At 63.1% G+C, this 26,471-nt stretch carries 20 protein-coding genes; 9 read left to right on the forward strand and 11 right to left on the reverse strand.

The window, feature by feature from the left end:
• Positions 1-287: 287 nt before the first annotated feature.
• Together NKJ20_RS01780 and NKJ20_RS01785 are read right to left on the reverse strand one after the other, a co-directional pair.
• Positions 288-1,757: a cobyric acid synthase gene (locus tag NKJ20_RS01780; protein ID WP_352742250.1), complete on the reverse strand. Its 1,470-nt coding sequence runs from the start codon at positions 1,755-1,757 to the stop codon at positions 288-290.
• 1 nt (position 1,758) lies between these two features.
• Positions 1,759-2,373, reverse strand: coding sequence for a dimethylsulfonioproprionate lyase family protein (locus NKJ20_RS01785; protein WP_352742252.1), 615 nt, complete (start codon positions 2,371-2,373; stop codon positions 1,759-1,761).
• Positions 2,374-2,520: 147 nt separating this feature from the next.
• Between NKJ20_RS01785 and NKJ20_RS01790 the strand changes: the two genes are divergently transcribed.
• The 3 genes from NKJ20_RS01790 to mmsB all read left to right on the forward strand — a co-directional run bounded on the left by NKJ20_RS01790 (position 2,521) and on the right by mmsB (position 5,042).
• On the forward strand, positions 2,521-3,687 hold the full coding sequence (locus tag NKJ20_RS01790; RefSeq protein WP_352742254.1) for an isobutyryl-CoA dehydrogenase: 1,167 nt from the start codon (positions 2,521-2,523) through the stop codon (positions 3,685-3,687).
• Between the two features lie 37 nt (positions 3,688-3,724).
• A complete protein-coding gene (locus NKJ20_RS01795) occupies positions 3,725-4,093 on the forward strand; it encodes a four helix bundle protein (RefSeq protein ID WP_352742255.1) in 369 nt (122 codons plus the stop codon).
• A gap of 64 nt (positions 4,094-4,157) precedes the next feature.
• On the forward strand, positions 4,158-5,042 hold the full coding sequence (gene mmsB, locus NKJ20_RS01800) for a 3-hydroxyisobutyrate dehydrogenase (RefSeq protein ID WP_352742256.1): 885 nt from the start codon (positions 4,158-4,160) through the stop codon (positions 5,040-5,042).
• A gap of 328 nt (positions 5,043-5,370) precedes the next feature.
• On the opposite strand, the gene NKJ20_RS01805 is transcribed toward mmsB, so the two are convergent.
• The 3 genes from NKJ20_RS01805 to NKJ20_RS01815 form a co-directional block, all read right to left on the reverse strand.
• On the reverse strand, positions 5,371-6,750 hold the full coding sequence (locus NKJ20_RS01805; RefSeq protein WP_352742258.1) for an aspartate aminotransferase family protein: 1,380 nt from the start codon (positions 6,748-6,750) through the stop codon (positions 5,371-5,373).
• A 240-nt stretch (positions 6,751-6,990) separates the two neighbouring features.
• Entirely contained in the window at positions 6,991-9,060 is a 2,070-nt protein-coding gene (locus tag NKJ20_RS01810; protein ID WP_352742260.1) for a prolyl oligopeptidase family serine peptidase, read from the reverse strand.
• A 95-nt stretch (positions 9,061-9,155) separates the two neighbouring features.
• Positions 9,156-10,316, reverse strand: coding sequence for an MFS transporter (locus NKJ20_RS01815; RefSeq protein ID WP_352742262.1), 1,161 nt, complete (start codon positions 10,314-10,316; stop codon positions 9,156-9,158).
• Positions 10,317-10,524: 208 nt separating this feature from the next.
• On the opposite strand from NKJ20_RS01815, the gene NKJ20_RS01820 reads away from it, so the two are divergent.
• The 4 genes from NKJ20_RS01820 to NKJ20_RS01835 all read left to right on the forward strand — a co-directional run bounded on the left by NKJ20_RS01820 (position 10,525) and on the right by NKJ20_RS01835 (position 17,824).
• On the forward strand, positions 10,525-12,102 hold the full coding sequence (locus tag NKJ20_RS01820) for a trimethylamine methyltransferase family protein (RefSeq protein ID WP_023676493.1): 1,578 nt from the start codon (positions 10,525-10,527) through the stop codon (positions 12,100-12,102).
• Positions 12,103-12,234: 132 nt separating this feature from the next.
• Positions 12,235-14,820 (forward strand): GcvT family protein, encoded by a 2,586-nt coding sequence (locus tag NKJ20_RS01825; protein WP_352742263.1) that lies wholly within the window; start codon positions 12,235-12,237, stop codon positions 14,818-14,820.
• 39 nt (positions 14,821-14,859) lie between these two features.
• Positions 14,860-16,485, forward strand: coding sequence for an ArnT family glycosyltransferase (locus NKJ20_RS01830; RefSeq protein WP_352742265.1), 1,626 nt, complete (start codon positions 14,860-14,862; stop codon positions 16,483-16,485).
• A gap of 25 nt (positions 16,486-16,510) precedes the next feature.
• Positions 16,511-17,824, forward strand: coding sequence for a M24 family metallopeptidase (locus NKJ20_RS01835; RefSeq protein ID WP_352742511.1), 1,314 nt, complete (start codon positions 16,511-16,513; stop codon positions 17,822-17,824).
• 109 nt (positions 17,825-17,933) lie between these two features.
• Here the strand turns inward: NKJ20_RS01835 and NKJ20_RS01840 are convergent, their stop codons facing one another.
• Both NKJ20_RS01840 and NKJ20_RS01845 read right to left on the reverse strand, forming a co-directional pair.
• Positions 17,934-18,734 carry a phosphate/phosphite/phosphonate ABC transporter substrate-binding protein gene (locus NKJ20_RS01840; protein WP_352452089.1) on the reverse strand — a complete coding sequence of 267 codons (801 nt, stop codon included), beginning with the start codon at positions 18,732-18,734 and terminating at the stop codon, positions 17,934-17,936.
• 83 nt (positions 18,735-18,817) lie between these two features.
• Complete coding sequence (locus NKJ20_RS01845; RefSeq protein WP_352742267.1) at positions 18,818-19,828, reverse strand: fatty acid desaturase; 1,011 nt, start codon at positions 19,826-19,828, stop codon at positions 18,818-18,820.
• A 228-nt stretch (positions 19,829-20,056) separates the two neighbouring features.
• Here NKJ20_RS01845 and NKJ20_RS01850 point away from each other — a divergent pair, with 228 nt between their 5' ends.
• On the forward strand, positions 20,057-20,899 hold the full coding sequence (locus NKJ20_RS01850; protein ID WP_352452091.1) for a helix-turn-helix domain-containing protein: 843 nt from the start codon (positions 20,057-20,059) through the stop codon (positions 20,897-20,899).
• 88 nt (positions 20,900-20,987) lie between these two features.
• Positions 20,988-22,004 (forward strand): betaine--homocysteine S-methyltransferase, encoded by a 1,017-nt coding sequence (gene bmt / locus NKJ20_RS01855; protein ID WP_352617637.1) that lies wholly within the window; start codon positions 20,988-20,990, stop codon positions 22,002-22,004.
• A 149-nt stretch (positions 22,005-22,153) separates the two neighbouring features.
• Here bmt and NKJ20_RS01860 read toward each other — a convergent pair whose 3' ends face one another.
• From NKJ20_RS01860 to NKJ20_RS01875, 4 genes are all read right to left on the reverse strand, one after another.
• Positions 22,154-24,271 carry a vWA domain-containing protein gene (locus NKJ20_RS01860; protein WP_352742269.1) on the reverse strand — a complete coding sequence of 706 codons (2,118 nt, stop codon included), beginning with the start codon at positions 24,269-24,271 and terminating at the stop codon, positions 22,154-22,156.
• A gap of 2 nt (positions 24,272-24,273) precedes the next feature.
• Positions 24,274-24,834 carry an RNA polymerase sigma factor gene (locus NKJ20_RS01865; protein WP_352452095.1) on the reverse strand — a complete coding sequence of 187 codons (561 nt, stop codon included), beginning with the start codon at positions 24,832-24,834 and terminating at the stop codon, positions 24,274-24,276.
• Positions 24,835-24,902: 68 nt separating this feature from the next.
• Positions 24,903-25,658, reverse strand: a complete 756-nt coding sequence (locus NKJ20_RS01870; RefSeq protein WP_352742271.1) for a dienelactone hydrolase family protein — start codon at positions 25,656-25,658, stop codon at positions 24,903-24,905.
• Between the two features lie 104 nt (positions 25,659-25,762).
• Positions 25,763-26,434: a hypothetical protein gene (locus tag NKJ20_RS01875; protein WP_352742273.1), complete on the reverse strand. Its 672-nt coding sequence runs from the start codon at positions 26,432-26,434 to the stop codon at positions 25,763-25,765.
• Positions 26,435-26,471 lie beyond the last annotated feature (37 nt).

Genomic DNA, 26,471 nt, shown 5'->3' on the forward strand with positions numbered 1-26,471 from the left:
ACGGACGGCTCCCTTGTTTGAGATCTCAACGAACTCATTCTGGCACATCCGATGCCGTCGGGCGCCGTCCACCCCATCATGCCGTGACCTTGGCCGAGGAGCCAGCGGAGCAGAATTCTGCGCCGCAGCGGCGCTCCGAAGTCAGGGCATGGATCCTGGGGTCTGCGCCGCGTCGCTTCGCTCCTTGCTCCGCCCCAGGATGACGAAGCCATGGACGTTTCCGCTAATCGCCAAGGCATGTGATCCGTCGAAGCCAACGACCCGTGCAAAACTTCCGCGCTAAGTATCTAACGCGCCAGCCCAAAAATCGTGTCGCAGTCGAGGTGGGTTTCCAGTTCGGCTGCGATCTCGTCCAGTGCCCCTTCGACCTCGGCGCGGTAGTCGATGCCGCCGCCCTTGACGCCGAGGCTTTCGAGGAATTTCGCCCGGAAGGCGTCGGCGGAAAACAGCCCGTGCATATAGGTGCCCAGCACCTTGCCGTCGGCCGAGATAGCGCCGTCATCGATGCCGTTGATAACGGCGGACGGCCGCAGCGTGTCCGGACCGGTGGTGCGGCCGAGATGGATCTCGTAGCCCTCGAGCGGCAGATCGAATTGCACCGAGCGCGCGCTGACATTGCGCACCGTCTTTTCCGGCTCCATCACCGTTTCGAGGTCGAGCAGCCCGAGGCCTTGCGTTTCTGTAACGCTGCCCTCGATGCCGTCGGGATCGCGCACGATTAGACCAAGCATCTGGAAGCCGCCGCAAATGCCGACGATATGACCACCGCGTTTCCTATGCGCGGCAAGGTCGCGGTCCCAGCCGTTCTCGCGAAATTTCAGGAGATCGCCGATCGTCGACTTCGAGCCGGGAATGACCACCAGACCCGCATCTTCGGGCAAGCGCTCACCAGGCGGCACGAACACCACCTCAACTTGCGGTTCGGCCTTGAGCGGGTCGAGATCGTCGAAATTGGCGATGCGCGAGAGCACCGGCACGGCGATCTTCAGCGCGCGCTTCTCGCCGGACGCCAGTCGCTCGAGCACGACGGAATCTTCCGATGGCAGCCGCGCCGCCGCCTTCAGCCACGGCACGACGCCAAAACAGCGCCAGCCGGTGAATTTTTCGATCGCCTCGATGCCATCGTCGAACAGCGAGACATCGCCGCGGAACTTGTTGATGAGGTAACCGACGATCATGCGCCGGTCCTCCTCCGGCAGGATCAGATGGGTGCCGGCGACCGAGGCGATGACGCCGCCGCGATCGATATCGCCGACCAGGATCACCGGCACGCCGGCGCGCGTCGCAAAGCCCATATTGGCAATGTCGCGGCTCCTGAGATTGATCTCGGCCGGCGAGCCGGCGCCCTCGACAATGACCAGATCGGCGCCCTCGCCGACCTTTGCCCAGGAGTCCAGTACCGCATCCATCAGCCGGCCCTTCAGCGCCTGGTAGTCGCGCGCCCGCGCCTCGCCGAACACCTTGCCCTGCACGACGACTTGAGCGCCGACGTCGGTCTGCGGCTTGAGCAGCACCGGGTTCATGTGGATGGTCGGCGCCACGCCACAGGCGATCGCCTGCAGCCATTGGGCGCGGCCGATCTCGCCGCCGCCTGAATCGCCCGGAATATCGGCGACGGCCGCGTTGTTCGACATGTTCTGCGGCTTGAACGGCCGCACCTTCAGGCCGCGCTTCTTCGCCGCGCGGCAGAGGCCGGCAACCAGCACCGTCTTGCCGACATCCGAACCCGTGCCCTGCAGCATGATCGCCTTGGCCATATCAGCCCCTGCCCTGCGCAACAGTTCCGGTGATCGTCGACTTGGCTGCCAGCGGCCCGCCGCGCCAGATGTAGAGCGCCAGCAGCGGCTCCTTGCCGGTGCGCATGGCGTGGCTGATATCAGGGGCATGGTGGATCACCTCGCCCGCCGCTCGAAGGCGAAAACCGCCATCGCCCATGCGCCATTCGGTGCCGCCGGTCAGCGGGATGTAGATCTCCTCCGCGACATGGTGGTGATCGGGGTAGACGGTGTCGGGTCCAAGGATCAGCAGGCCGCCCGCGACCTCGTCATTGACGAAATGCCCGCGTGTACCGAACACCTCCAGCCAGCCGTAATTGTCGATGAAAACCTTGCCGAAATCCGCCTCGCCATAGGTCTGGCCCCAGTGCAGATAGCCGCGACGCTCCGCAACCAGCCGCGCCAGCGACTTGGCCGCAGCGGGAGCGAGTTCGACGATCCGGTCGAGCTGGACGAGACAAGGCAGTGCATGCGGTTCGAGCGGACGGGACGGCATGTCCCAGCCGATCCGGGCCACGGCGTCGCGCACCAGCGCATCATCGAACGTCTGGAGATAGGCATGGAAGCATCCAAGCAGTTCGTCGAAAGTTGTCGTCACACTTTGCTCCAAAGCGCATTCGCCCACAGCCGCTGCCCAGATGGTTGGATGGAGACGATCGGGTTGCGCGGCGGCATCATTGGTCTAGATTGGACTGCGCGCAAAGCCAAAAACGACAGGCCAGCCGGAAACATCAGGGAGCACGCCATGGACGCCGCTGTCGATGCGGGCACCAGCCAGTTCGAACTCAACGAGGACCAGCGCGCCATCCAGGAGATGGCGCAAGCCTTCGCCGCCGACCGCGTGGCGCCGAACGCACTCGACTGGGATCGCAACAAGCATTTCCCGGCCGATGTGATCCGCGAGACAGGTCCGCTCGGCCTTGGCGGCATCTATGTCCGCGACGACGTCGGCGGCTCGGGGCTCGGCCGGCTCGACGCCGTGCTGATCTTCGAGGCGCTTTCGCGGGCCGATCCGGCGTTTTCCGCCTTCATCTCGATCCACAACATGGCGGCATCGATGATCGACCGCTTCGGCAGCGACGAGCAGCGCCGGCGTTTCCTGCCGAAGCTGACCTCGATGGAATGGCTGGCAAGCTACTGCCTGACCGAGCCGGGTTCGGGATCCGATGCCGCGGCGCTGAAGACGCGTGCGGTCAAAAGCGGCGGCGACTATGTGCTGAACGGCGCCAAGCAGTTTATCTCCGGTGCCGGCGACAGCGACCTCTATGTCGTCATGGCGCGCACCGGCGCCGACGGGCCGAAAGGCATTTCCACCTTCGTCGTGCCGAACGATGCGCCCGGCCTTTCCTTCGGCGCCAACGAGCGCAAGATGGGCTGGCACATGCAGTCGACCCGCCAGGTCGTCTTCGAGGACTGCAAGGTGCCGGCGGAAAACCTTCTGTCGGCAGAAGGCGCCGGCTTCGGCATCGCCATGGCCGGGCTCGACGGCGGCCGGTTGAACATCGCCGCCTGTTCGCTCGGCGGCGCGCAATCGGCGCTCGACAAGGCGCTCGCCTACACCGCCGAGCGCAAGGCTTTCGGCTCGAAGATCAACCAGTTCCAGGCGCTGCAGTTCAAGCTTGCTGACATGGAGACCGAATTGCAGGCAGCACGCATCTTCCTCTACACCGCCGCCTCGAAGCTCGACCGCAACGCGCCGGATGCCTCGAAATGGTCGGCGATGGCGAAGCGCTTCGTCACCGACACCGGCTTCAATGTCGCCAACGACGCCCTGCAGCTGCACGGCGGCTATGGTTATCTGCATGATTACGGCATCGAGAAGCTGGTGCGCGACCTGCGTGTCCACCAGATCCTCGAAGGCACCAACGAGATCATGCGCGTCATCATCGCTCGCGCGCTGATCGGACGGTAAGGCAGTAGGCAGTAGGCAGTAGGCAGTAGGCAGAAAGATGACCGGCAAGATCAATTCGCACAAGGATCTTATCGTATGGCAGCAGGCGATGGATCTAGCCGTCACCGCCTACTCCCTGACCAAGGCATGGCCAAAAGAGGAATTGTATGGGTTGACCAGCCAAATCCGCCGCTCAGCAACCTCTATTCCTGCAAACATCGCGGAAGGTTACGGCCGAGACAACAGAGGCTCCTATCAGCAATTTCTCAGGATTGCCCAGGGATCGCTGAAGGAGTTCGAGACACACCTCCAGATCGCTGAACGCATTGGCCTTGCTACCCATGATCAAGCTTATCACGTGCTTTTAGCGACCGAGGGCATCGGGAAAATGCTTCGCCAACTTATTAGCAAACTTGCGCCCGAATAGGTCGCCTACTGCCTACTGCCTACTGCCTACTGCCTACTGCCTACCCAAACCACGGAGCGCCATTATGACCACCATCGCCTTCATCGGCCTCGGCAATATGGGCAATCCGATGGCCGCCAACCTGGTCAAGGCCGGGTATGCCGTGCACGGCTTCGACCTGGTGCCGGAGAACCTCGTCATTGCCAGGGAGCACGGCGTCATCGTCATGGCCAATGCCGTTGCGGCGGTGAAGGATGCCGATGCGGTCATCACCATGTTGCCGGCCGGCAAGCATGTTCTGTCGGTTTACGCAGACATCGTGTCCAAGGCAAAAAAAGGCGCGCTGTTCATCGATTCCTCGACCATCGATGTCGAGTCGGCTCGAAAGGCCCATGCCATCGCCGCCAAGCATGGGTTGCTGTCGATCGACGCGCCGGTCTCCGGCGGCACGGGCGGTGCGGCGGCCGGCACGCTGACCTTCATGGCCGGCGGTTCGAAGGACGCCTTCGCCAAGGCCGAACCAATCCTCAAGCCGATGGCCGGCCGCATCGTTCATTGCGGCGACGACGGCGCCGGACAGGCGGCGAAGATCTGCAACAATATGATTTTGGGCATTTCGATGATCGGCGTTGCCGAGGCCTTCGTGCTGGCGGAAAAGCTCGGCCTGTCGCACCAGGCGCTGTTCGACGTCGCCTCGACCTCGTCCGGCCAGTGCTGGTCGCTGACCACCTATTGCCCGGTGCCCGGCCCGGTTCCGACATCGCCCGCCAACAATGGCTATAAGCCTGGCTTCGCGGCGGCACTGATGCTGAAGGACCTGAAACTGTCGCAGGAGGCCGCACAGAGCGTCGGTGCAGCAACACCGCTCGGCGCGGAGGCAGCCCAGCTCTATGCGATGTTCAACGCACAAGGGAATGCCGGCGCGGATTTTTCCGGCATCATTAATTTCCTCCGTGGTAACCCGGCGTAAGCTCCAAGTTCACAGGTTTCGATCTGCCCAAAGCGGAAAGTCGGCAAATTTAGGTTTGCTTAAGCTCTTGCTAACCCTGCAGTAACGATATGCGTTTAAAACGGATTGCGAGGCGGACATCCGCCCGGCGCTCCGGATCAGGTCTCGCGTACCGGAGCCCGTAAGTTTCGCCGTTAGTTTCGCAAGTGTATTGTTGGCGAAGCGCCATGCGTATCTGGCAAAGCCGCGTTCCGATGGAGCGCGGTTTTTGCGTTTCGCATCGTCGCCTGGCAACCGCTCGTTCAAACGCCGGGCGCCCGTTTCCCGGGCCCCCGGCGAACGTTCCATCTTACCGCTTGCGCAAATCTGCTTCGGCAAGGTCGAGCGCCGTGGCGATGCGGTCGCAGGCCATGTCGATCGTCTCGCGGGTCCAGATCAGCGGCGGCGACAGGATCATCGTGTCGCCGGTGGCGCGCAGCATCATGCCCTGGGCAATCGCGTGGTCGCGAACCATCACCGCCGCGCTGCCGGCCGGCAGGAAGCGCTCCTTGGTCACCTTGTCCTTGACGATCTCGATCGCCCCCATCAGCCCGAACGAGCGCACCTCGCCGACCAGATCGTGCCCACCGAGACGTTCCTGCAGCGCCCTGGCGAAGTAAGGCCCGGTGTCGTTCCTCACGCGCTCGACCAGGCCTTCGCGCTCGATGATCTCGAGGTTCTTCAGCGCCACCGCGCAGGCCACCGGATGCCCGGCATAGGTATAGCCGTGATAGAATTCGCCGCCCTTTTCGACCAGCGTCGCCGCGATACGGTCGCCGACCAGCAGCGCCGACAGCGGCTGATAGCCAGAGGTCAGCGCCTTGGCCGTGGTGATTGTGTCGGGCTCGACATCGAAGGCTTGTGCGGCGAACCACTCGCCTGTGCGGCCATATCCGGTGATGACCTCGTCCAGCATCAGCAGGACATCGTATTTGCGGCAGATGCGCTGCACCTCCGGCCAATAGCTCATCGGCGGGATCTTCACCCCGCCTGCCCCCATCACCGGCTCGCCGATGAAGGCGGCCACCTTGTCGGCGCCGGCTTCGAGGATCGCGTCCTCGACCGCTTTTGCCGCGCGCAGGCCGAAATCATGGTCGCTTTCGCCGGGCAGTGCGAGCTCATAGGCATAGGGCATCATCACATGGACGATGTTGGGCACGGCGCCGCCGAGCTGCTTGTGCATCAAATCCATGCCGCCGAGCGAGGCGCCGGCGATGGTCGAGCCGTGGTAGCCCATCTTGCGTGAGATGATGCGGTTCTTCTCGGGCCTGCCTTCCAGCACCCAATAGTGACGGACCAGGCGCAGCGCCGTGTCGTTGGCCTCCGAACCGGACGAGCCGTAGAACACCTGGTTGATGTGCCTTGGCGCGATCTCCGCCAGCTTTTTCGACAGCAGAACCGGCGTCGGCGTCGAGCATTTGAAGAAAGAGTTGTAGTAGGGCAATTCCTTCATCTGGGCGTAGGCGGCGTCGGCCAGCTCGTCGCGGCCATAGCCGACATTGACGCACCACAGCCCAGCCATGCCGTCGAGGATTTCCGTCCCTTCGGCATCATAGATGAACGGCCCGTTGGCGTGGGTGATGATGCGCGAGCCGGTCTCGCGCATCTCTTTGTGGTCGGTGAACGGATGAAGGTGATGCGCGGCATCGATCTGCTGAAGCTGCTTCAGCGAATAATTCTGGTAGGTCATGTCTGGTCTTTCCTCTTGAACCAATCCGGCAGCTTTCGCGCCGGGGCGGATTCGTCAGAGGACAGCGGGCGGCGAATAGCCGATGCGAGCGCAGAGCCGCAACAGCTCGGCGCGTAGCGTGCGCGACGACGGCGTCACCGCCACCCCAAATGCGCAACCCGATTTCGCCAGCCGAGCCATGCATGCACCTTAGGCTGCCTCGAGCCCTCAGTTCAAGCCGTGCCGGTCAAGCGACGCCGGTCAATTGGTGCCAGTCAGGGCCCGCTGCAGGAAGACGTACTTCATCGCCGCCTGTGCGGCCTGCGGCCGCCGATCGCCGCGTCCGCCATGGCCGCCCTCGGTCTCCTCAAAGAACAGCGTCTTGCCGTGGCCGGCCGCCTGCAGCCGTGCCGCCATCTTGCGGGCATGCCCGGGATGGACGCGATCGTCGGCGGTCGAGGTCGTCAGCAACACCGGCGGATAGGCTGCATCCGTGTCTACATGCTGGTAGGGCGAATAGGCGGCGAGCCAGGCTGCCTCTTCCGGCTTCGCCGGATCGCCATACTCGGCCATCCACGACGCGCCGGGCGGCAGTTCGGTGTAGCGCAGCATATCGAGCAGCGGCACGTCGATGATCACTGCACCGAACAATTCCGGGTGCTGGGTCAGCGAGACGCCGGTCAGCAAGCCACCATTCGATCCGCCCTGGATGCCCAGCGTGGCGGGCGTAGCGATGCCGCGTTGGACCAGATCTTGCGCGACCGCGGCGAAATCGTCGAAGGCATTCTGGCGATTGGCCTTGAGCGCCGCCTGATGCCAGTTCGGGCCGAACTCGCCGCCGCCGCGGATGTTGGCCTGTACATAGGCATTGCCCTTCTCCAGCCACAGCCTGCCGCGCACGCCGGCATAGCCCGGCAGCAGCGGCACTTCGAAGCCGCCATAGCCGTAAAGCAATGTCGGCACGGGTCCATGCAAGTCGCGCCTCCTGACGACGAAGTACGGGATCATCGTGCCATCCTTCGAGCGCGCCTCGAACTGTTCGGAGACCAGGGACGACGCATCGAAACGCGCCGGCTGCGACTTCACCGTTGCCAGCCCCGCGGCGTTGTCGTCCGACCAGATGATCGAGCTCGGCGTCAGGAAATCGGTGAAGGAGAAGGAGACGCTGGAACCGAAATGCTCGGCATGGCTGATGCCGACATTGCCGTTTTCGGGCAACGCCACGGGCTTGAACTCCCAGCCGCTGTCGCTGCGCTTGCCGGCGACGACCTTGCCGCGCACATTGTCCATCAAATTGATGAACAGCCGGTCCTGCGTGCGGGCAACACCGGCGATCGAGACACGGTGCGCCGGCTCGAGCACGGTACCGAGGGATCCGAATAGCCCGGTTTCGATCCAGCGCTCGAAATCGAGTGAATAGAGCCCGTCGGGCTTACACAGCGTGCCGTCCGGCGCAGTCCACGGGGTACGCACGCCGAAGACGAGCTGGCCCTTGAACAGCGCTGTATCGGTGACGTCGTCCGGCAACGGGATGCGCCTGTTCTCGCCGGAAGGCAGCCGCAGGAAACTGTGCGAGGCGAAGAAGTCGATGGTCCGGGCGAGGAAGACATGACGCTTGTCGCCGTCGAATTCGACGGACCCGCCGGCGGCAAGATCCTGCTTCAGCGCCTCGAAGATCGGCGTCGCCGCTGCCAGTGGCGTGCCGCGCCGCCAAAGCTTGACCACGCGCGGATAACCGGACTGGGTCTTGTCGTCCTCCTCGAAGGCGGCGGAAACGATAACCGTGTCCTCGTCCAGCCAGCTAAAGCTCGATTTCGAGGCAGGAGCGCGAAAGCCGCCATCGACGAACGATCTGCTTTCGATATCGAATTCGCGCATCTCGCTGGCATCGCCGCCATCCGGCGACAGGTTGAGCAGGCAGCGACTGAAGTCGGGGTAGAGCCGGCTGGCGCCGCTGAACACCCATTTCACCCCCTCTTTCGCCGCCAGACAGTCGAAGTCGATGATCGTCTGCCATTCCGGCTTGTCGGTCTTGTAGGAGGCGACGGTGGTGCGCCGCCAAAGGCCGAGTACGTTCGTCCGGTCCTGCCAGAAATTATAGACATAGCCGTTGATAGCGGCCCCGACGGCGATGTTATCCTCGGCTGTCATCAGGTCGAGCGCCGTCTCGAACGACGTCTGATAGGACGGATCACCGTGCAGCTCCCCGACCGTAACTGCATTTTGGTGATGCACCCAGTCGAGCGCCTGCTTGCCCCTCCTGTCCTCAAGCCAGAGAAACGGGTCTTCGGCCGCCGAACCCGGCTGGCCCTTGGTATTCGATTTGGTCATGAGGTCTCCGGTTGAGTCGGGTGGCGACATAGCCAAGATCGACATGGGGCCGCTTACATTCAAGTCATTCGTCAGAAACGGCGGCTTTCTGGCATTCAGACCATCCGTCTTCGAATGACCGTTACAACAGCCAGCGCCAGGCAAATGGCACCGAGCGTCATTGGCAGGCCGCCGGCGCCAACAACATCCATGGCGCTGCCCGCCAGCGGCGGCACGGCGATGCCGCCGACGCCCCACATCAGCGAGAAGGCGGCGTTGCCGGCGACCAGTGCCGAGCCGGTGAACCGCTCGCCGAGTTCAATGATCGACATCGTGTAAATGCCGTAGGAAACCGCGCCCCAGATGAAGACGCACGGCCAGATCAGCGGCGTCTCGATGAGAACCGGCAACAGAACGCATCCGAGCACCGTCATCGAAACACAGATGAACCGCACCAGCCGCGCCGTCAGTCGTTCCGCCAGCAGGCCGAGCGGCACCTGCATAGCGATGTTGCCGGCGATCATCACCGACAGCAGCGCCGACATGCGCGCTTCGGCGATGCCGTAATGCGTTCCATAGACCGGCAGCAAGGCGAGCACCGCCTGTTCGAAACCGGCGGCCACGATCACCGCCGATAACAGCAGCCACGCCTGCGGCACGAACCCCAGCACCGAAACGCGGTGCCCGCTCTCGTCGACCTTGGGCAGCCGTGCCAGCACCGAGGCGAGGCAGGCGCCGCAAAACAGGAATGCGGCGATGCCGACGAGAAACGGCGGCCATCCCTCGGTGCCGACCGCAAGCAGGCACAGCGGCCCCGCCGCAAAGCCCGCCGAAATGATGGTCGAATAGATGCCCATGACGCGGCCACGGCGTGTCGGCGGCGCCAGTGCGATCACCCAGACTTCGCTCAGCACGTAGAGCGGGTTGGTGACGGCGCCGATCAAAAAGCGCAGCGGAAACCACAGATAGACATTTTGCGTCCAGCCGATCAGCGCCAGCACCAGCGCGGAAAGTGCCGCGCAAGTAAGCGCGGTGCGCCCTGCCCCGAAACGGCGCGCCAGCGCCGGAACCAACGGCGAGGAGACGATGAAGCCGATCGGCGTCATCGCCGCCGACAGGCCGATCATGGCCGGCGAGACGCCCTGGCGCTGCAGGATGAAGCTCAACAGCGGATAGCTCAGCCCTTGCGCGATGGCGAACACCGAGACGGTGGCGATCACGCCGGTGATCGCCGCCCATTGCACTGTCTCGCCGCTGTCCTGTTCCGCCCGGTCCATGATGCAGGACTAGCGTTTCGCTTTCATCGCGGTAAGCACCGGCAACGAAAACCGCTTGCGCCAGCCGGAAGAGATAGGAGCCTGACGATCCCTCCGGCTGCCCTTCAGGCATGTCGCTTCCCTCGTCCTAGTGGTCGCCGCCTCCGCAATGACTGGCCGGCCGGCAGTCCATTATGCCGCCGCATTGCCGCAGCGTACGAGGACTATCATGACCGCCGCCCTTCAGCCCGCCGAACCTGCATTGGCAAACGACCGCGCCCGTCGCGGCGGCCGCGCGGGAAAGCGTGCCGGCGGATCGGCGGCGTTCGAGCAGCCGCCGTTTCGACAGTTGAAGAACCCGCTGGCGCCGACCCGGCTGGTTTCCGACGACGAGCTGGAATCTATCCACCTCGCCTCTCTGCGCGTGCTGCGGGAAATCGGCGTCGACGTGCTGCATGACGAAGCCCGGCGCATCATGAAGGCGCATGGCGCCGATGTCCGCGAAGGCAGCGAGCGGGTGCGCTTCGACAGCGACATGATCCTGGAACTGGTTGCGCACTGCCCGCCGGAATTCACCATCCACGCCCGCAACCCGGCGCACAACGTGCGCTTCGGCGGTGATAATCTGATCATCTCGATGATGGCGTCGGCGCCCAATTGCTCCGACGTCGACCGCGGCCGCCGGCCGGGCAACCAGCAGGACTACCGCAACTTCCTCAAGCTTGCGCAGATGCACAACATATTGAACTGCACGGGCGGCTATCCGGTCGAGCCGATCGACATCCATCCGTCCGTGCGCCACCTCGAATGCATCCGTGACCTCGCCACGCTGACCGACAAGATGTTCCACATCTATTCGCTCGGCAAGGAGCGCAACGTCGACGGCATCGAGATCACCAGGATCGCACGTGGCATCAGCCATGAGCAGTTGCTTGCAGAGCCGTCGGTATTCACCATCATCAACACCAATTCGCCGCTCAAGCTCGACGTGCCGATGATGGAAGGCATCATCCAGATGTCGAGCAAGGGCCAGGTGGTCATCGTGACGCCGTTCACCCTGTCCGGCGCTATGGCGCCGGTGACGATTGCCGGCGCGCTGGTGCAACAGAATGCCGAGGCGCTGTCCGGCATCGCCTTCGCGCAGATGGTGCGCAAGGGCGCGCCTGTCGGCTACGGCGGCTTCACCTCGAATGTCGACATGAAGTCCGGCGCGCCGGCCTTCGGCACGCCGGAATATATGAAGGCGCAGCTGGTCGGTGGGCAACTCGCCCGCCGCTACAACATCCCCTACCGCACCTCCAACACCTGCGCAGCCAACACGGTCGACGCGCAGGCCGCCTATGAAAGCGTGTTCTCGCTGTGGGGCGCCATCCAGGGCGGCGGCAATCTGATGATGCATGCCGCCGGCTGGCTCGAAGGCGGCCTGCGCTGCTCCTATGAGAAGACCATCCTCGATATAGACCTGTTGCAGATGGTCGCCGAGTTCCTGACGCCGCTCGATCTTTCCGAGGAAGCACTCGGTTTCGACGCCATACAGTCCGTCGGCCCCGGCGGCCATTTCTTCGGCACCCAGCACACGCAGGACCGCTACAAGACCGCGTTCTATGCGCCTATTATCTCGGACTGGCGCAATTTCGAGAGTTGGGCGGAGGCCGGGTCGCCGACGGCACTCGAAAAGGCCAATCGCGTCTGGAAGGAACGGCTGGCGTCCTATGAAGAGCCCTACATGGATCCGGCAATCCGGGAGGAGCTCAACGCTTTCGTCGACAAGCGCCGGGCCGAAGGCGGCGCGCCGACCGATTTTTGATCATCTGATGAGTAGTCGACCCCCACTCCGTCTTGATGGCAGGCTGGCCGGAAACATCGCTGTATCCGATCTCCGCTTTGTTTTCGCGCCCCGCTCACTCGATTCAATCTCTTCAAACACGGATCTATCTTCATGAAATCTCATGCAAAAGCGGTTGTCATCGGCGGCGGGGTCGTTGGCTGCTCGGTGCTCTATCATCTGGCCAAGGCTGGCTGGGCCGACATCATGCTGATCGAGCGTTCGGAGCTCACTTCCGGCTCGTCCTGGCATGCGGCGGGCGGCTTCCATACGCTGAACGGCGATCCCAACGTCGCCAAACTGCAGGCCTATACGGTGCGGCTCTACAAAGAGATCGAGGAGATTTCCGGCCAATCCTGCTCGCTGCACCTGACCGGCGGCGTGATGATGGCCGACACGCCCGAGCGCATGGACTTCTTGCGGCTCGCCCACGCCAAGGGCCGCTATCTCGGCATGGACACCGAACTGATCACGCCGTCCGAAGCCAAGGCGATGTTCCCGCTGATGGACGAGACGAATTTCGTCGGCGCCATGTGGGATCCAGTCGAGGGCCATCTCGACCCTTCCGGCACCACCCATGCCTATGCCAAGGCCGCCAGGAAGCTAGGCGCCGAGATCGTACTGCGCAACCGCGTCGTGGAACTGACGCAGGAGGTCGACGGCACCTGGAACGTCGTCACTGAGCAAGGCACAGTCAAAGCCGAGCATGTGGTCAACTGCGGCGGCCTGTGGGCGCGCGAGATCGGTCGCATGGTCGGCGTCGAACTGCCGGTGCTGGCCATGGAGCACATGTATCTTCTGACCGAGCCGATGCCGGAGGTCGAGGAATTCAACAAGTCGACCGGCCGCGAGATGATTGGCGTGCTCGATTTCAAGGGCGAGATCTATACCCGCCAGGAACGCAACGGCATCCTGCTCGGCACCTATGAAAAGGCCTGCAAGCCGTGGTCGCCGGTCAACACGCCGTGGGATTTCGGCCACGAGCTGCTGCAGCCCGACATCGACCGCATCGCGCCGTCGCTCGAGATCGGCTTCAAGCATTTCCCCGGCATCGAAAAGGCCGGCATCAAGCAGATCATCAACGGCCCCTTCACCTTCGCGCTGGACGGCAACCCGCTGGTCGGCCCGGTACAGGGCCTGACCAATTTCTGGTGCGCCTGCGCCGTCATGGCCGGCTTCAGCCAGGGCGGCGGCGTCGGCCTGGCGCTGTCGAACTGGATGGTCCATGGCGACCCCGGCTTCGACGTCTGGGGCATGGACGTTGCGCGCTTCGGCGAATGGGCAACGCTGCGCTATACCAACGCAAAGGTCCGCGAAAATTATTCGCGCCGTTTCTCCATCCGCTTTCCCAACGAGGAATTACCGGCGGCAAGACCAGCGCAGACGACCCCGCTTTACGACACCATGCTCGCCAACAACGCCGTCATGGGCGACAGCTGGGGTCTCGAAACCCCGCTCTGGTTCGCGCCGAGAGGCTCGGAGCCGAAGGACGTCGTGTCCTTCCACCGCTCCAATGATTTCCGCCCGATCGGCGAGGAGGTGCGCGCCACCCGCGAGAGGGTCGGCGTCACCGAGATCGCCAACTTCGCCAAATACGAAGTCTCCGGGCCAGGGGCCGAGGACTTCCTCAACCGTCTGATGACCAATCGCATGCCGAAGACCGGCCGCATCGTGCTGACGCCCATGCTGAACGAGTTCGGCCGGCTGATCGGGGACTTCACCATCGCCAAGGCGGGCCCAAGGGGTGGGGAAGACCGCTTCATGATCTGGGGTTCTTCGGCAGCGCAAAAATACCACATGCGCTGGTTCGAGAAGCATCTGCCAAAGGATGGAAGCATCCGCATCCACCGCTTCGACCAGATGCTGGTCGGTCTCTCCATCGCCGGGCCGAAATCCCGCGACCTGCTGCAGAAACTGGTCGATGTTGACATCTCGACCAAGGCCTTCCGCTTTATGGATTTCCGCGAAATGGCGGTCGGCGGCGCGCCTTGCATGGTCAATCGCATCACCTACACCGGCGACCTCGGCTATGAGATCTGGATGGCGCCTGCCTACCAGCGCCTGGTCTACAAGGCGATCAAGGAGGCCGGCGAAGAGTTTGGGCTTGTCGATTTCGGCATGCGGGCTTTGCTCTCGATGCGGCTTGAGAAGAACTTCCCGACCTGGTTCCGCGAGTTACGTCCGATCTACGGACCGTTCGAAGGCTCGATGGACCGCTTCATCAAGCTAGAGAAGAACGACTTCATCGGCCGGGAAGCAGCGGCCAAGGAACAGGCAGAAGGGCCGAAACTGCGCCGTGTCTCCTTCATCGTCGATGCCGCGGATGCAGACGTCATGGGCGACGAGCCGATCTGGGCCAAGGTCGGCGGCAAGGATTACGGCACCGTGGAAAAGCCGCATGGCTATGGCGCGCCGCGCTTCGACGCGGGCGGCAAGGAAGTGCGCGGCTCGAACGCCGCCGAAGGCGCGTCTGCCGTGCGCGGCATCGTCGACGGCGACTGGCGCGTGGTCGGCTGGGTCACCTCCGGCGGCTATGCGCATTATGTCGAGAAGTCGATGGCGCAAGGCTATGTACCGGCAGCGCTTGCCGAGAACGAGAGCGCCGGGCTGTTCGAGATCGAAATCCTCGGGCACCGGCGGCCGGCACGCATCAATGTCGAGCCGCCCTTCGACCCGAGCGGCGAAAAGATGAGGACGTAGGCGCAGCCAGCCGGTCGCATTGTGCGGAGCATACTCTTCATGCTAGCGCAGCCGGCAACACTCTGCTGCAAGGGCGATGAGATTTCATTGAAGTACAATCTGAGATGGGCCGACTGGCTTGCCGAGGCGCGGATCGGCCCCTTCCCGGCGGCGATCGTCATGGTCGCGGCTTACTTTGCCTTGCAGACCATCATACTGTCCCTGTTGAGCTCTTGGGCGGGAACCGGCGTCGGCATCGATGATGCGGAGCAACTGATCTATGTTCCGTATCTCTGGGCTGGATATGGCGGCTCGCAACCACCCCTGTACACCTGGATCAACTGGCTGGCCGCGCATATTTTCGGCACCAGTATCTTCACGCTGAAGCTCGTCAAATACTCCGTGCTGTTCCTTGCCGCCTGCAGCGTGTTCGCCGCCATGCGGCGGTTCGGCTACACCAAAGCGACAGCGGCGGCGGCCATGTTCGGCCTGTTTACGATCCCGCAGATCGTCTGGGAATCGCAGCGCGCCTTGTCGCATTCCGTCGCCGTCGTCGGCTTCTGCTCGCTGCTCCTGCTGGCCATGTCCTATCTTCTCGAGCGGCGAAGCATGATCGCCTGTGCGGCGTTTGGCCTAGCCACGGCGGCGGCAATTCTTGCCAAATATAATGATGTCTTCCTCGTGGTGGCCCTTGTTGCGGCCGTGCTGTCGCTGCGCGAATGGCGCAGCGCGATCCTCGATCCGAAGTTCGCCATCAGCATAGCGGTCGCGATATTGGTGCTGGCGCCAACCACCTATTGGAGCCTCATGCATCCCGCCGATTTATTGTCGAGAGGCGAGAAGTTCGGAATAGATTCGCAACAAGGGCGCATGGCGGCGGCCTTTGTCGGCGCCGGCAAGTTTATCATGGGCACCTTCAATTTCGCGGTCTTGCCGGTGCTCGTTTCCGCCCTGTCTTTCTGGCTGGCGAAGTTCCGTTTCTCGGAGCGGCATCCGGAAGGTCCGCCCCGGGAAATTCTGTTGTGGCGTACCTTGGCGCTCGGCTTGGCCATGCTGGCAATACTTGTACTTGCCACCGGCGTGACGGTGGTCAAGGACCGCTGGCTGCTACCGGTCCTGTTCATGTTGCCGCTGGCCATCGTCGCCACTATGGAACGGCTGGCGCCGCGCGGCAGGAATGCGCAGCTCATGGTGATCGCGGCTGGAGCGATCATCGCCGTGCTGCTCGCGCCCGCCACCTGGTACGTCCAGATAAACGGGACCAGTGGCCTCTCGCGGATGATCCGCGTGGATTACCCCGCCCTCTATCGCCAACTGACTGCGGACGGACCGGTCAAAACCGCAATATCTGATGGTGCATGGGTCGGAAACCTGCGGCTGGTCGACGAAAAACTGGTCGCACTTGACCAGGAAGTGCCTAATTTCGAAACGCTGATGCAGGAGCCGGCCGTACTCGTCTGGCTTGACCGCGACGATCCGCGGCCGGTCATTTTGGAGCAGCTCAAAGCGGCCGGCTATGAGCCGGACGGCCAACCACGGCAAATGATGGTTCCGCTGTTGCGCGGCACCGGCAAGTCCGCCCGGGCCGGCGCCTATGTAAGATTGAAGAGAATGGCGGTGGGAGAAGCCACGGCGCCCAAGGAAGGCGTTAGCGGAGGAGCCGAGGGTGGACAGGAACCCGACTGACCGGCCCCGTCATCACCGCAAGATCATGCCGTTCGAGCCCGACGGCTCGAATGATGTGCTGCGCAAAAAATCGCAGATGAAGGCCGCTGAACTCAACCAGCATGCACTGGGCTATGGAGCGCTGGCGGAAGCCGAATGGCAGGCGGCGGGCATTGCTGCTCCTGACCTGCCCGCCATGCGCCGATACCGGCTCGAGCGCATCCGCGCCGAGCTGAAGCGCCGCGACTATGCGGGAGCCCTGCTCTACGATCCGGTCAATATCCGCTATGCCACCGACGCAACCAACATGCAGCTCTGGGTCGCACACAATCGGACCAGGCATTGTTTCGTTGCCACCGATGGCCCGGTGGTGCTGTTCGACTATTTCTCCTGCGAGCACCTTTCCGATCATTCCGGCGTCGTCGACGAGGTGCGGCCGGCGGTGTCGTGGGCTTATCTGTACAGCGGCGAGCTGACCAGTCAAAAAGTCCGCCGCTGGGCAGCCGGCATCGCCGACCTGGTATTGGAACATGGCGGCGGCAATCGCCGCATCGCAGTCGACCACATCAATCCCGAGGGCATCGAAGAGCTCGCCCGCCTCGGCATCTCGACCGGCAATGGCGAGGCGGTGATGGAAAATGCGCGGCTGATCAAATCGCCCGACGAAATCCTTGCCATGCGCCGGGCGATCGCCGCTTGCGAGGCGGCAATGGGCGAGATGGAGAAGGCGCTGAGGCCTGGCATCTCCGAGAACGAATTGTGGGCCGAACTCCATCGCGGCAACATCGCGCGCGGCGGCGAATGGATCGAAACCCGGCTCCTGTCGTCGGGCCCGCGCACCAATCCATGGTTCCAGGAGTGTTCGTCGCGGACGATCGAGGCCGGCGAGCTCGTCGCTTTCGACACCGACCTGATCGGTCCTTACGGCTTCTGCGCCGACCTTTCGCGCACCTGGCTTTGCGGTGATGCGCCGCCGTCGCAGGAGCAGCGCGACCTGTTCCGCATCGCCGCCGACCAGATCGCCCACAACACCGAGCTGATGCGGCCGGGCATATCGTTCCGCGACCTCGTCGAGGGCTCGTCAGTGCCACCGGGAGACTGCTTCCCGGCCCGTTACGGGGTGCTCTATCACGGCGTCGGCCTTGCCGACGAATACCCGACTTTGCCGCATGCTAGCGACTGGACCGACGACACACCGGACGGAGTGCTCGAACCTGGCATGGTGCTGTGCGTCGAGAGCTATATCGGTCGGCTTGGCGGCTACGAAGGCGTCAAGATCGAAGAACAGATCCTGATCACTGAAACCGGCAACGAGAAGCTTTCGACCTACCCGCTCGACAATCGGCTGCTTGGCGGCTGAGCGACGCTAATGCATGTCGCGCAAAAGTATGCAGCGGCTTTGCGATAACGACATGCATAAAACAAGAATCTAAAGCGCGTCGCATGAGGCCGACCGAACGCGACGCGCTTTATGCGAGCGCGGCGATCGCCTCGCGCATCGCAGCGACGATCGTTTCCGGCGTTGTCCTGGCCGTGATGAACGGCAAGCCTTTGCGCCGCCTTGTCCAGCCGACGACCGTCACCTTCTGCGCCGCCGGCTCGAAACTCTGCGCCAGCGCCCAGCTCTCGCAATCGATCGCCGCGACGTCCGCCCTGCCCTCGGCAACGGCAACGATCGAAGCACGGTGCCCACAGCTTTCGCTCAGCGCGGAAAAGATATCCAAACTCTCGCCCAATGTTTGCAGGTCGCGGGCTGGCGCGATGATGCCCGACATGGAATCGAGGCTGTTGAAGGTAAAGCGCTTGCCGCGCAGCTGATCGAGCGGAATGACGGCACCGCCGTCGGCCGGCGCCCTTGCCGGCGGTGCCTCGCCCGCTCTCATGACGATGGCGCTCGAATAGAGTTCGCCCTGTCCACCCTCGAAGGCGTCGTAACGCGGCTGGCCGATGAGCTGGACACGCTGCGACAGGCCGAGTTCCATCGGTCCCCAGCAGGTTTGCGCAAAGAGCAGCGCCGGATGCAGCCAGAGCTGGTGAAAATCCAGTTCGTCCGGCGGCAATGTCGCCGGATCGGGCGCGATGGGTTTTCCCTGATCGTCGCGAATACCGCCAGGCACGGGGGGCAAATCGCCGGTGCGGCGGATGATCGTCTCCGGCGCATCGATGCCTTTTTGTCTGAAAGCATCGCGCAGCCGCGCCCATTGCGCGTCGACATCGTCCCGCGCTTCCGGCCAGTCGTACATCGGCAAAGCCGCAATGAATTCGCTCATGCCGGGATTTGACCGTTATGCGGGGAAATTGACAAGGTCAGGAAAGCGTCGTCCGCGCGGCACCGCCTGCAACAACGCAAGAATCATTCTTTCGGCGGCTCGGCGGGTACCGGTGCGCTGCCAAGCCCATTGAGGCTGCGTGCCCTGACGCGCGGCTTGAATGCGCGTCCTGGTTCCGGCATGCGCCGCAGCACGGGATGGACGACCGGCTCCTTCGCCTTGAAGGCATAGGCCTTGAGCAGCGCGAAATAGTTCGGGTAGGCATAGCCATTGTTCATCCGCAGCCATTCGTCACGGCGGTCGCGAAACACCTTCGGCAGCCTGTACCAGGCCACCGTCGGGCTCTTGTGATGGACGAAATGCAGATTGTTGTTGAGGAACAGGAAGGACAGCGGCGAGCGCTCGACGATGATCGTGCGGCCTTCCGGATGTTCAGACCATTGGTGCTCGGCGTAGGTGCGGATCGAAATCAGCGACTGCCCAAGCCAAACCGGCACCAGAACGTAAAGCCACAACGGCATGCCGAAGCCGAACTGCACGACAGGCAGCACCACGACGAGGCCGATCGCATGCAGCAGCCATGCCTTGCGGATGGAATTGTCGCCCGCGGCAACTTGCCTGGCGTCGTCGATGAAAAAGCCGATGCAGGAAAGCCACGGGCCTAGCACCAAACGCCCGATCATCGTGTTGTTGACCTTCAGCAGGAATTTCATCGCCGACGGCAGCTCCTCGTGCTGCCAGAGAGCCTTGTAATAGCTTTCGGGATCATCGAGCGGATCGGTCAGGCGCTCGTCTGCATGGTGGCGCAGATGAATGGTCTTGAATCGGCGAAACGGCCAGACAAGGCCAATCGGCAGGAACACAAAGGCTTCGTTGAGCCGCGCATTCCGGGTTGGGTGGCCGTGCAGGACCTCGTGCATCAGCGAGGATTGCAGCGCCGCAATCAGGGTCAGAAAGGCGAGTGCCAGCAGCGGGCAAGAGGGCCAGAGCAGGAAGCCGGTAGCGAGCCAGCCGCCGTAGCAGAGAAGTGCGAGAAATGCTGTCGGCCATTCGATGGCCGTTGCGCCGTGTCGCCTGTTGCCCATGCTCGTCATGCTATCGACCACTGCCTTCCAGTCGCCGGAACCCGTTTGATTCCTGACAGCATTGTGTCAGGAGCGTTGCATCGCTGCAACGCGATAAAGCGCACAAACTGTTGCGATTGCGCATTTTCAGCTGCAGATGTTATCTATTGTAAACAAGCTCGTAGATTCATTTGCGCTCTAAACGCCATGTAGACCGCTTCGGCGCAAAATTTTGCTCACGTCAGGGAGAGTAGAGATTTGGACAAGCGCGACCTGTCGACGATCTTTCGCGAGCGCCTGAAAATGCTCTTGACAAGGTCCGATTTGAACCAGTCGGCCTTCGCCGCCGCGGTTGGCATCGACCGTTCGGCACTGTCGCAGCTGCTCTCCGGCGCGTCGATCCGCCTTCCCCGCGCCGAAACGCTGCTCAACATCGCCGCCGAATTCAAAGTCTCGCTCGACTGGCTGCTCGGCCTCAGCCACGATGAGGGCGTCACCGGTGAAATCCGCGAGAGCCTTGAGATCGAGGAGGCGCCGGACGGCTTCGACCGCACGCTGCTGGCTCGCTGGCATGCCGAGGCGGCGGGAACGAAAATCCGCTACGTGCCGGCCGGCATTCCCGATCTTCTGCGCACCGAGGCGCTTGTCGACTACGAAGCCGTCATCGCCAACAAGAGCCGCGAGGCACAGGCCGGCGAAACGCAGTACCGCATCGACTACAACCGACGGCCCGAAACCGACATGGAAGTCTGTATGCCGCGCCACACGCTGGAGATCTTCGCGCGCGGGCTGGGCGTGTGGGACCGCTTTCCGGAGGCCGACCGCCACCAGCAGCTCCTGCACATGGCGACGCTGCTCGACGACCTCTATCCCACCTTCCGCCTGTTTCTCTATGACGGGCGGATGCGCTATTCGATCCCCTACACCATCTTCGGGCCCTATCGCGCCGCCATTTACGTCGGCGACATGTATCTGGTGCTGAACGCCACGCAGCCGATCCGCATCCTGACCAGCCATTTCGACAATCTGATCCGTGCCGCGGACGTCAACGCGCATGAAGCGGCCAGCTTCACACGAAAGCTGGCGGAGATGCGATTTTGACCGGTTGCTCTACGTGCCGACATTGACGGCACATAAAGAATTCTTTATATCCTTATCTCAGTTATTCTTCCGGGAAGGCGTATTTCACATGACCAATCCGATCGACGCTCTGCTTGCCGAAAAGGGCGTCCTGCTCGCCGATGGCGCCACCGGCACCAATCTGTTCGCCATGGGCCTTGAGGCCGGAGAGGCTCCCGAGCTCTTGAACGAGACCGCGCCCGACACCATCACCAGCCTGCACCAGAACTTTGTCGATGCCGGCGCCGACATCATCCTGACCAACTCTTTTGGCGGCACCCGCCATCGGCTCAAGCTGCACCATGCGCAGGACCGTGTCTACGCACTGAACAAGCGCGCCGCCGAGATCGCAAGCGCCGTCGCCGGCAAGGCCGGCCGCAAGGTGATCGTGGCCGGCTCCGTCGGCCCGACCGGCGAGCTACTGGTGCCGCTCGGCGCCATGACCTACGACGAGGCGGTCGAAGCCTTTGCCGAGCAGATTGAGGGACTGAAGGCCGGCGGCGCCGAAGTCGCCTGGATCGAAACCATGTCGGCGCCTGACGAAATCCGCGCCGCCGCCGAAGCCGCCATCCGCGTCGGCCTGCCCTATACCTATACCGGCTCCTTCGACACCGCCGGCCGCACCATGATGGGACTGCTGCCGAAGGACATCCACGGCGTCGTCGATGGCCTGTCGCAGACACCGCTCGGTGTTGGCGCCAATTGCGGTGTCGGTGCCTCCGACATTCTCGCTTCGCTGCTCGACATGACCGAGGCGAAGCCGGAAGCAACGGTGATCGTCAAGGGCAATTGCGGCATTCCCGAATTTCGCGGTGCCGAGATCTACTATTCCGGCACACCCGAGCTGATGGCCGACTATGTGCGTCTCGCCGTCGACGCCGGTGCCAAGATCGTCGGCGGCTGCTGCGGCACCTCGTTCCAGCACCTCGCCGCCATGCGCAAGGCGCTCGATGCGCACACCAAGTCGGATCGCCCGACCGTCGAGCAGATCGTCGAACGCATCGGCCCGATGCGCAACAAGCAGGCTACGGTCAACGTCGCCGAGACCAGCGAAGCCCGCCGCGAGCGGCGCCGCGGACGCGCCTGACGCTTTCGTCTGCGACATGGTCCGCGCGAAGCAGTGCGGCCGCGAAAAAAGGCCGGCAAGGTTTCCCTCGCCGGCCTGCCTCACCCGCCCGTAGGCCGGCTCCCCCTATCAGAACGATCCCATCTGAAAGAAACCGGCCGTCATTGCCACTACCGGTTACCGCCGAGCGCCGAGGCAAGGCGCACAAGCGAGAGGAACTCGGACCGGTATCCAAACGGGTCGGCTCCTCTGGCGGCAGTGGCAATCTCCATGATCTTGTCGTAGCCGAACTTCGCGGTCGCATCCTCGTCGCGCAGCTTCTGGCCGAAGGCAGCAACGGCAACGGAGAAACGCTGGTCGGTGCTGGCCTGGTCGAACGACGCCACCTCGTTGGCTGACGTTACCGGCGTGGTGATCAGCTTCGAGGTGTCCTCGTTCGGCAGCTTGTAGCGGATCTTGACGAAAGCATATTCGTCGGCATTGGCAACGCCGCCATTGTTCACCGAGGCCTGGCCGTAGCGCAACTGGTCGATCTGTTCGCCGCCGCTGCCCTTAGGCGTGATCTCGTAGATCGCGGTGACTGAATGACCTGAGCCGATCTCGCCGGCATCGACCCGGTCATTGTTGAAATCCTCTCGGTTCAAAGCGCGGGTTTCGTAGCCAATCAGCCGGTACTCCGAGACCTTGTTCGGGTTGAACTCGACCTGGATCTTCACGTCCTTGGCGATGGTGAACAGTGTCGAGGAGGCATCCTCGACCAGCACCTTCTCGGCCTCCGCCAACGTATCGATGTAGGCAGCAGTGCCATTGCCGTTCTGGGCGATGGTCTGCATCATCTGGTCGTTCAGATTGTCGCGGCCGAAGCCGAACACCGACAGGAATACGCCTGTCTTGCGCTCCTTTTCGATCAGCCGCTTCAGGTCGTCGTCATCGGTCTGGCCGACATTGAAATCGCCATCGGTGGCGAGCATCACCCGATTGATGCCGTCCTTGACGAAGGATTTCTGTGCCAGCCTGTAGGCTTCCTTGATGCCGGCCTCGCCTGCCGTCGAGCCGCCGGATGTCAGATTGTCGATGGCAGCGAGGATCTTGTCCTTTTCCGAAGCCTTGGTGGGCTCCAGCACGGTACCGGCATCGCCCGCATAGGTGACGATCGAGACGGTGTCGTCAGGTCTCAGCTTGTTGACCAGCAGCCGGAAGGCCGACTGCAGGAGCGGCAGCTTGTCCTGCTCGTTCATCGAGCCCGACACATCGATCAGGAAGACCAGATTGGCCCTGGGCTGCTCGGCCGGCTTCACGTCGAAACCCTTGATGGCGACATGCATCAGCCTGGTGTGCTCGTTCCACGGCGTCGGCATGACGCTGACGGTCGAGTTGAACGGCGTCGAGGCGGAGTCCGGTCCCTTCCAGGCATAAGGGAAGTAGTTGATCATCTCCTCGACGCGAACCGTGTCGGCCTGCGGGATAAAGCCTTCCTTCAGCGAGCGCCGGACGAAGGAATAGGAAGCGGTGTCGACATCGATCGAGAAGGTCGAGACCGGGTCTTCAAGTGCGGCATGCACCGGGTTGGTCTTGAAATTCTCGACGCGGTCGCGGTTTTCCTCTTGCGGCAGCATCTGGTCGGCCGGCGCAGCGGCGGGCTGCTGTGCCATCAGCTTGGACTCGGCAACCGTGCCAGGCATGCGTCCGACCCGCGCGCCGCCATCGACTGCCGGAGCCGCGGAGCTTGCACCCCCATCCAGCGCGAACTCGCCGCTCTGCGCCGGTTCAGGTGCATTGCGGCTGAGCACATCCTGCTGCGTCAGCCCGCCGACTGCGGTCGATTCCGCCTTCGGCGGCGATGTCGGCGCCACAAGCGCCTCGCCGGTGTCGCGGCTTTCACGGTCGGCGTCCGCCTTCTTCTGCTTGTCCGCTTCGGCAACGACCGGCGGTTTGACTGTCGCCGGTTTGTCAGCCAGCGTTTCGGTGATCTTATCCCCGCCGAATTCGGGCCCGCCGAATTTGGATTCCCCAAGCATGTAGATGGTAGCGTATCCGGCGATCGGCAGGGCAACGAGCCCGGCAATGGCCGGCGTGGCGAAGAGTTTCTTTTGCATGATTTCGCTCCAGAGCCTTTGTGCTCGCTCTGTGAGACGAACCCCGCCTGCCGATCCTTGGGCGGCAGGTAAAGTTTTTTCGTCCATATCATAGGCACGCAGCGCGGCCTGCAGGGCACGCGCCTTTGCATCCGCATCGGGCGCCGGTGCAGCGATATCGCGCAGCCTGTTCAGTTGATTGTCGTCGACCATGGTCACACTTCCCCGGCTGAACGCATCAGCGTCTTCAACCGTTTCTTCGCTTCATGGATGTGCCAGGAAACCGTCGTCTCCGAGATCGCCATCGCCTCGGCGGCGGCGGCGTGGCTCAGCCCTTCGCCATAAACCAGCAGCACCGCATCGCGCTGCTTGTCCGGCAGCTTGCGCACCGCTGCCCAGAGCGCCTCGGCCGGGTCTTCCGGCTCAGCCGAGATTTCCCCCGAAATCAGCGCATAGGCGCCATAGGCCTCGGTCTTGACCGTCTCACGGGCGGTCTTGCGCATCATGTCGCGCGCCGCATTCAGCGTCATGGTGTAGAGCCACGTCGTAAAGGCACCGCTGCCGTGATAATCGCGGATCGCCCGCCCGAGCCGGACGCAGACTTCCTGGGCGATGTCCTCGGCGTCGGCCTTTTTCCCGCACCAACGATAGGCGGCGCGATAGACGAAACCATAGTGCCTTTCGAGCAACTTGCCGAAAGCACCACGGTCTCCGCCCTTCGCCCGTCCGATCAGTTCGGCGTCGGAGGCTTCGCTTTCGTCCAGCATCATCGCCATCATTTGCCTGTTGGACGAAGGCTAATGGCGGTTCCTTGGCGCGATGGAAAGAATTTTTTGGCGGGCGGTCACGTCGTAATGGTTGGCGTGCCTTGGCCGAGCGTCTCCGCAAACAGCGTCGTCAGCCGCTTCCAGTGGCGTTCGGCGCCGGCTGCATCGAAGGCACTGTGGTCCGGCATGCACCAGCCATGCGCCATGCCGGCATGGTTCTCTATGACATGATCGACCTCGGCGGTGCGCAGTGCTTCGGCGAGCCGCGCCGATTGCTCCGGCGGAAAGCTGCGGTCGACACCGGCAGTGCCGATATAGACCCTTGCCTTGAGTGAGGCGGCCTTCCGGTGCGGACTGTCGGCTGCGTCACCAGCCAGATTGCCGCCGTGAAAACTGGCCGCGGCGGCGATGCGGTCGGGATAGCTGGCCGCCGCGTTCAGCGCCCGCGCTCCGCCCATGCAGTAGCCGACAATGCCAACCGGCCCGGCCAGGCCTTGCGCAACAAGTGCATCGAGGAAAGCGCCGCTGTCGCGGATCGTCATCTCCTGGGTCGTGCCGCCGAGGAGACCTGTGATGGCGGCCTTGCTCCTCTCGTCGCCGAACGCAGTCTTGGGATCGAACGGACCGTAGGGCGCATTGCGGTAAAAGAGGTCCGGTACAAGCACCGCATAGCCCTCGCTCGTAAGCCGCTCCGCCATCTGATCAAGCGCCGGTCGCGGACCGAAAACGTCCATGTAGAGGATGATCGCTGCCTTGGCTGGGGCCGCCGAACGGAACAGCCGGGCCTTGGCAATGCCGTCGCTTGTCTTGATCTGCATCGCTTGCGTGGCCATCATCCGCTCCGTTGATCTGACGTGCGATAGATACCCGCGGTGGCCGTCGCCGCAAGCTGTAGTGAGGCGATCTGCTTCAAGATTTCGTGCGGCATTCGGCGACGCTACAGACGCGCGAATGCTGCCATGTGAAAGGCCTGAACCTCGGACGGATAGCGATAATCGGTGCCGTAAGGACAGGCGTTGCGATCAAGGCAGCCGCCGGTCCGGCAGGGCGCGCCGTTTTGCCCGCGCACATGCGCCAGACAGGTTTCATGTGCAAAACCGTCCGCAGAATAAGCCTCTACCGGACAGGATTTCAGGCAAGGTTTTTCCAGACATGTATCGCAAAGGTGAATCACTTCGCGGGGTTCTTGGAGCGCAATTTCGTCTTCGAACAGCAGCGCGCCGCGATAGGCATGCCAGAGCCCATATTGCGGATGCATGAGAATGCAGAGCGGCGACGGCTTCAGCCCCTCCGCACGTATCGCCCATTGCTGGAATGGCAGATAAGGCCTGTCGGACGGCGATACCGCGCGTGCCCCGAATCTTTCGGCCACCGCGCCGATCACTTCGCGAGACCATCTGTCGAGCGGATCGTCGATCGGCTGTGACTGTCTCTCCAGCCAGCGCAGGAAGTGCGGCCAAGGTGCGGCGCCCGCCTGCCCCACCAGCAGAACGGATCTGGCGGCAGCGCCGGAGAGACCGGAAGGTGTTTCCTCACCGCCCGCAAAATCGAAGCCGCCGCGAAGCATAAGGCCGTGGGCGGAAAGCGCAGCCGCGATGGTTTCGATCATGCTGCGCTCGGGATCATCCCTTCTTGTCCGGGTCGGA

The sequence above is a fragment of the Mesorhizobium sp. M0185 genome (genome assembly GCF_040322175.1).
Classification (GTDB): Bacteria; Pseudomonadota; Alphaproteobacteria; order Rhizobiales; family Rhizobiaceae; genus Mesorhizobium.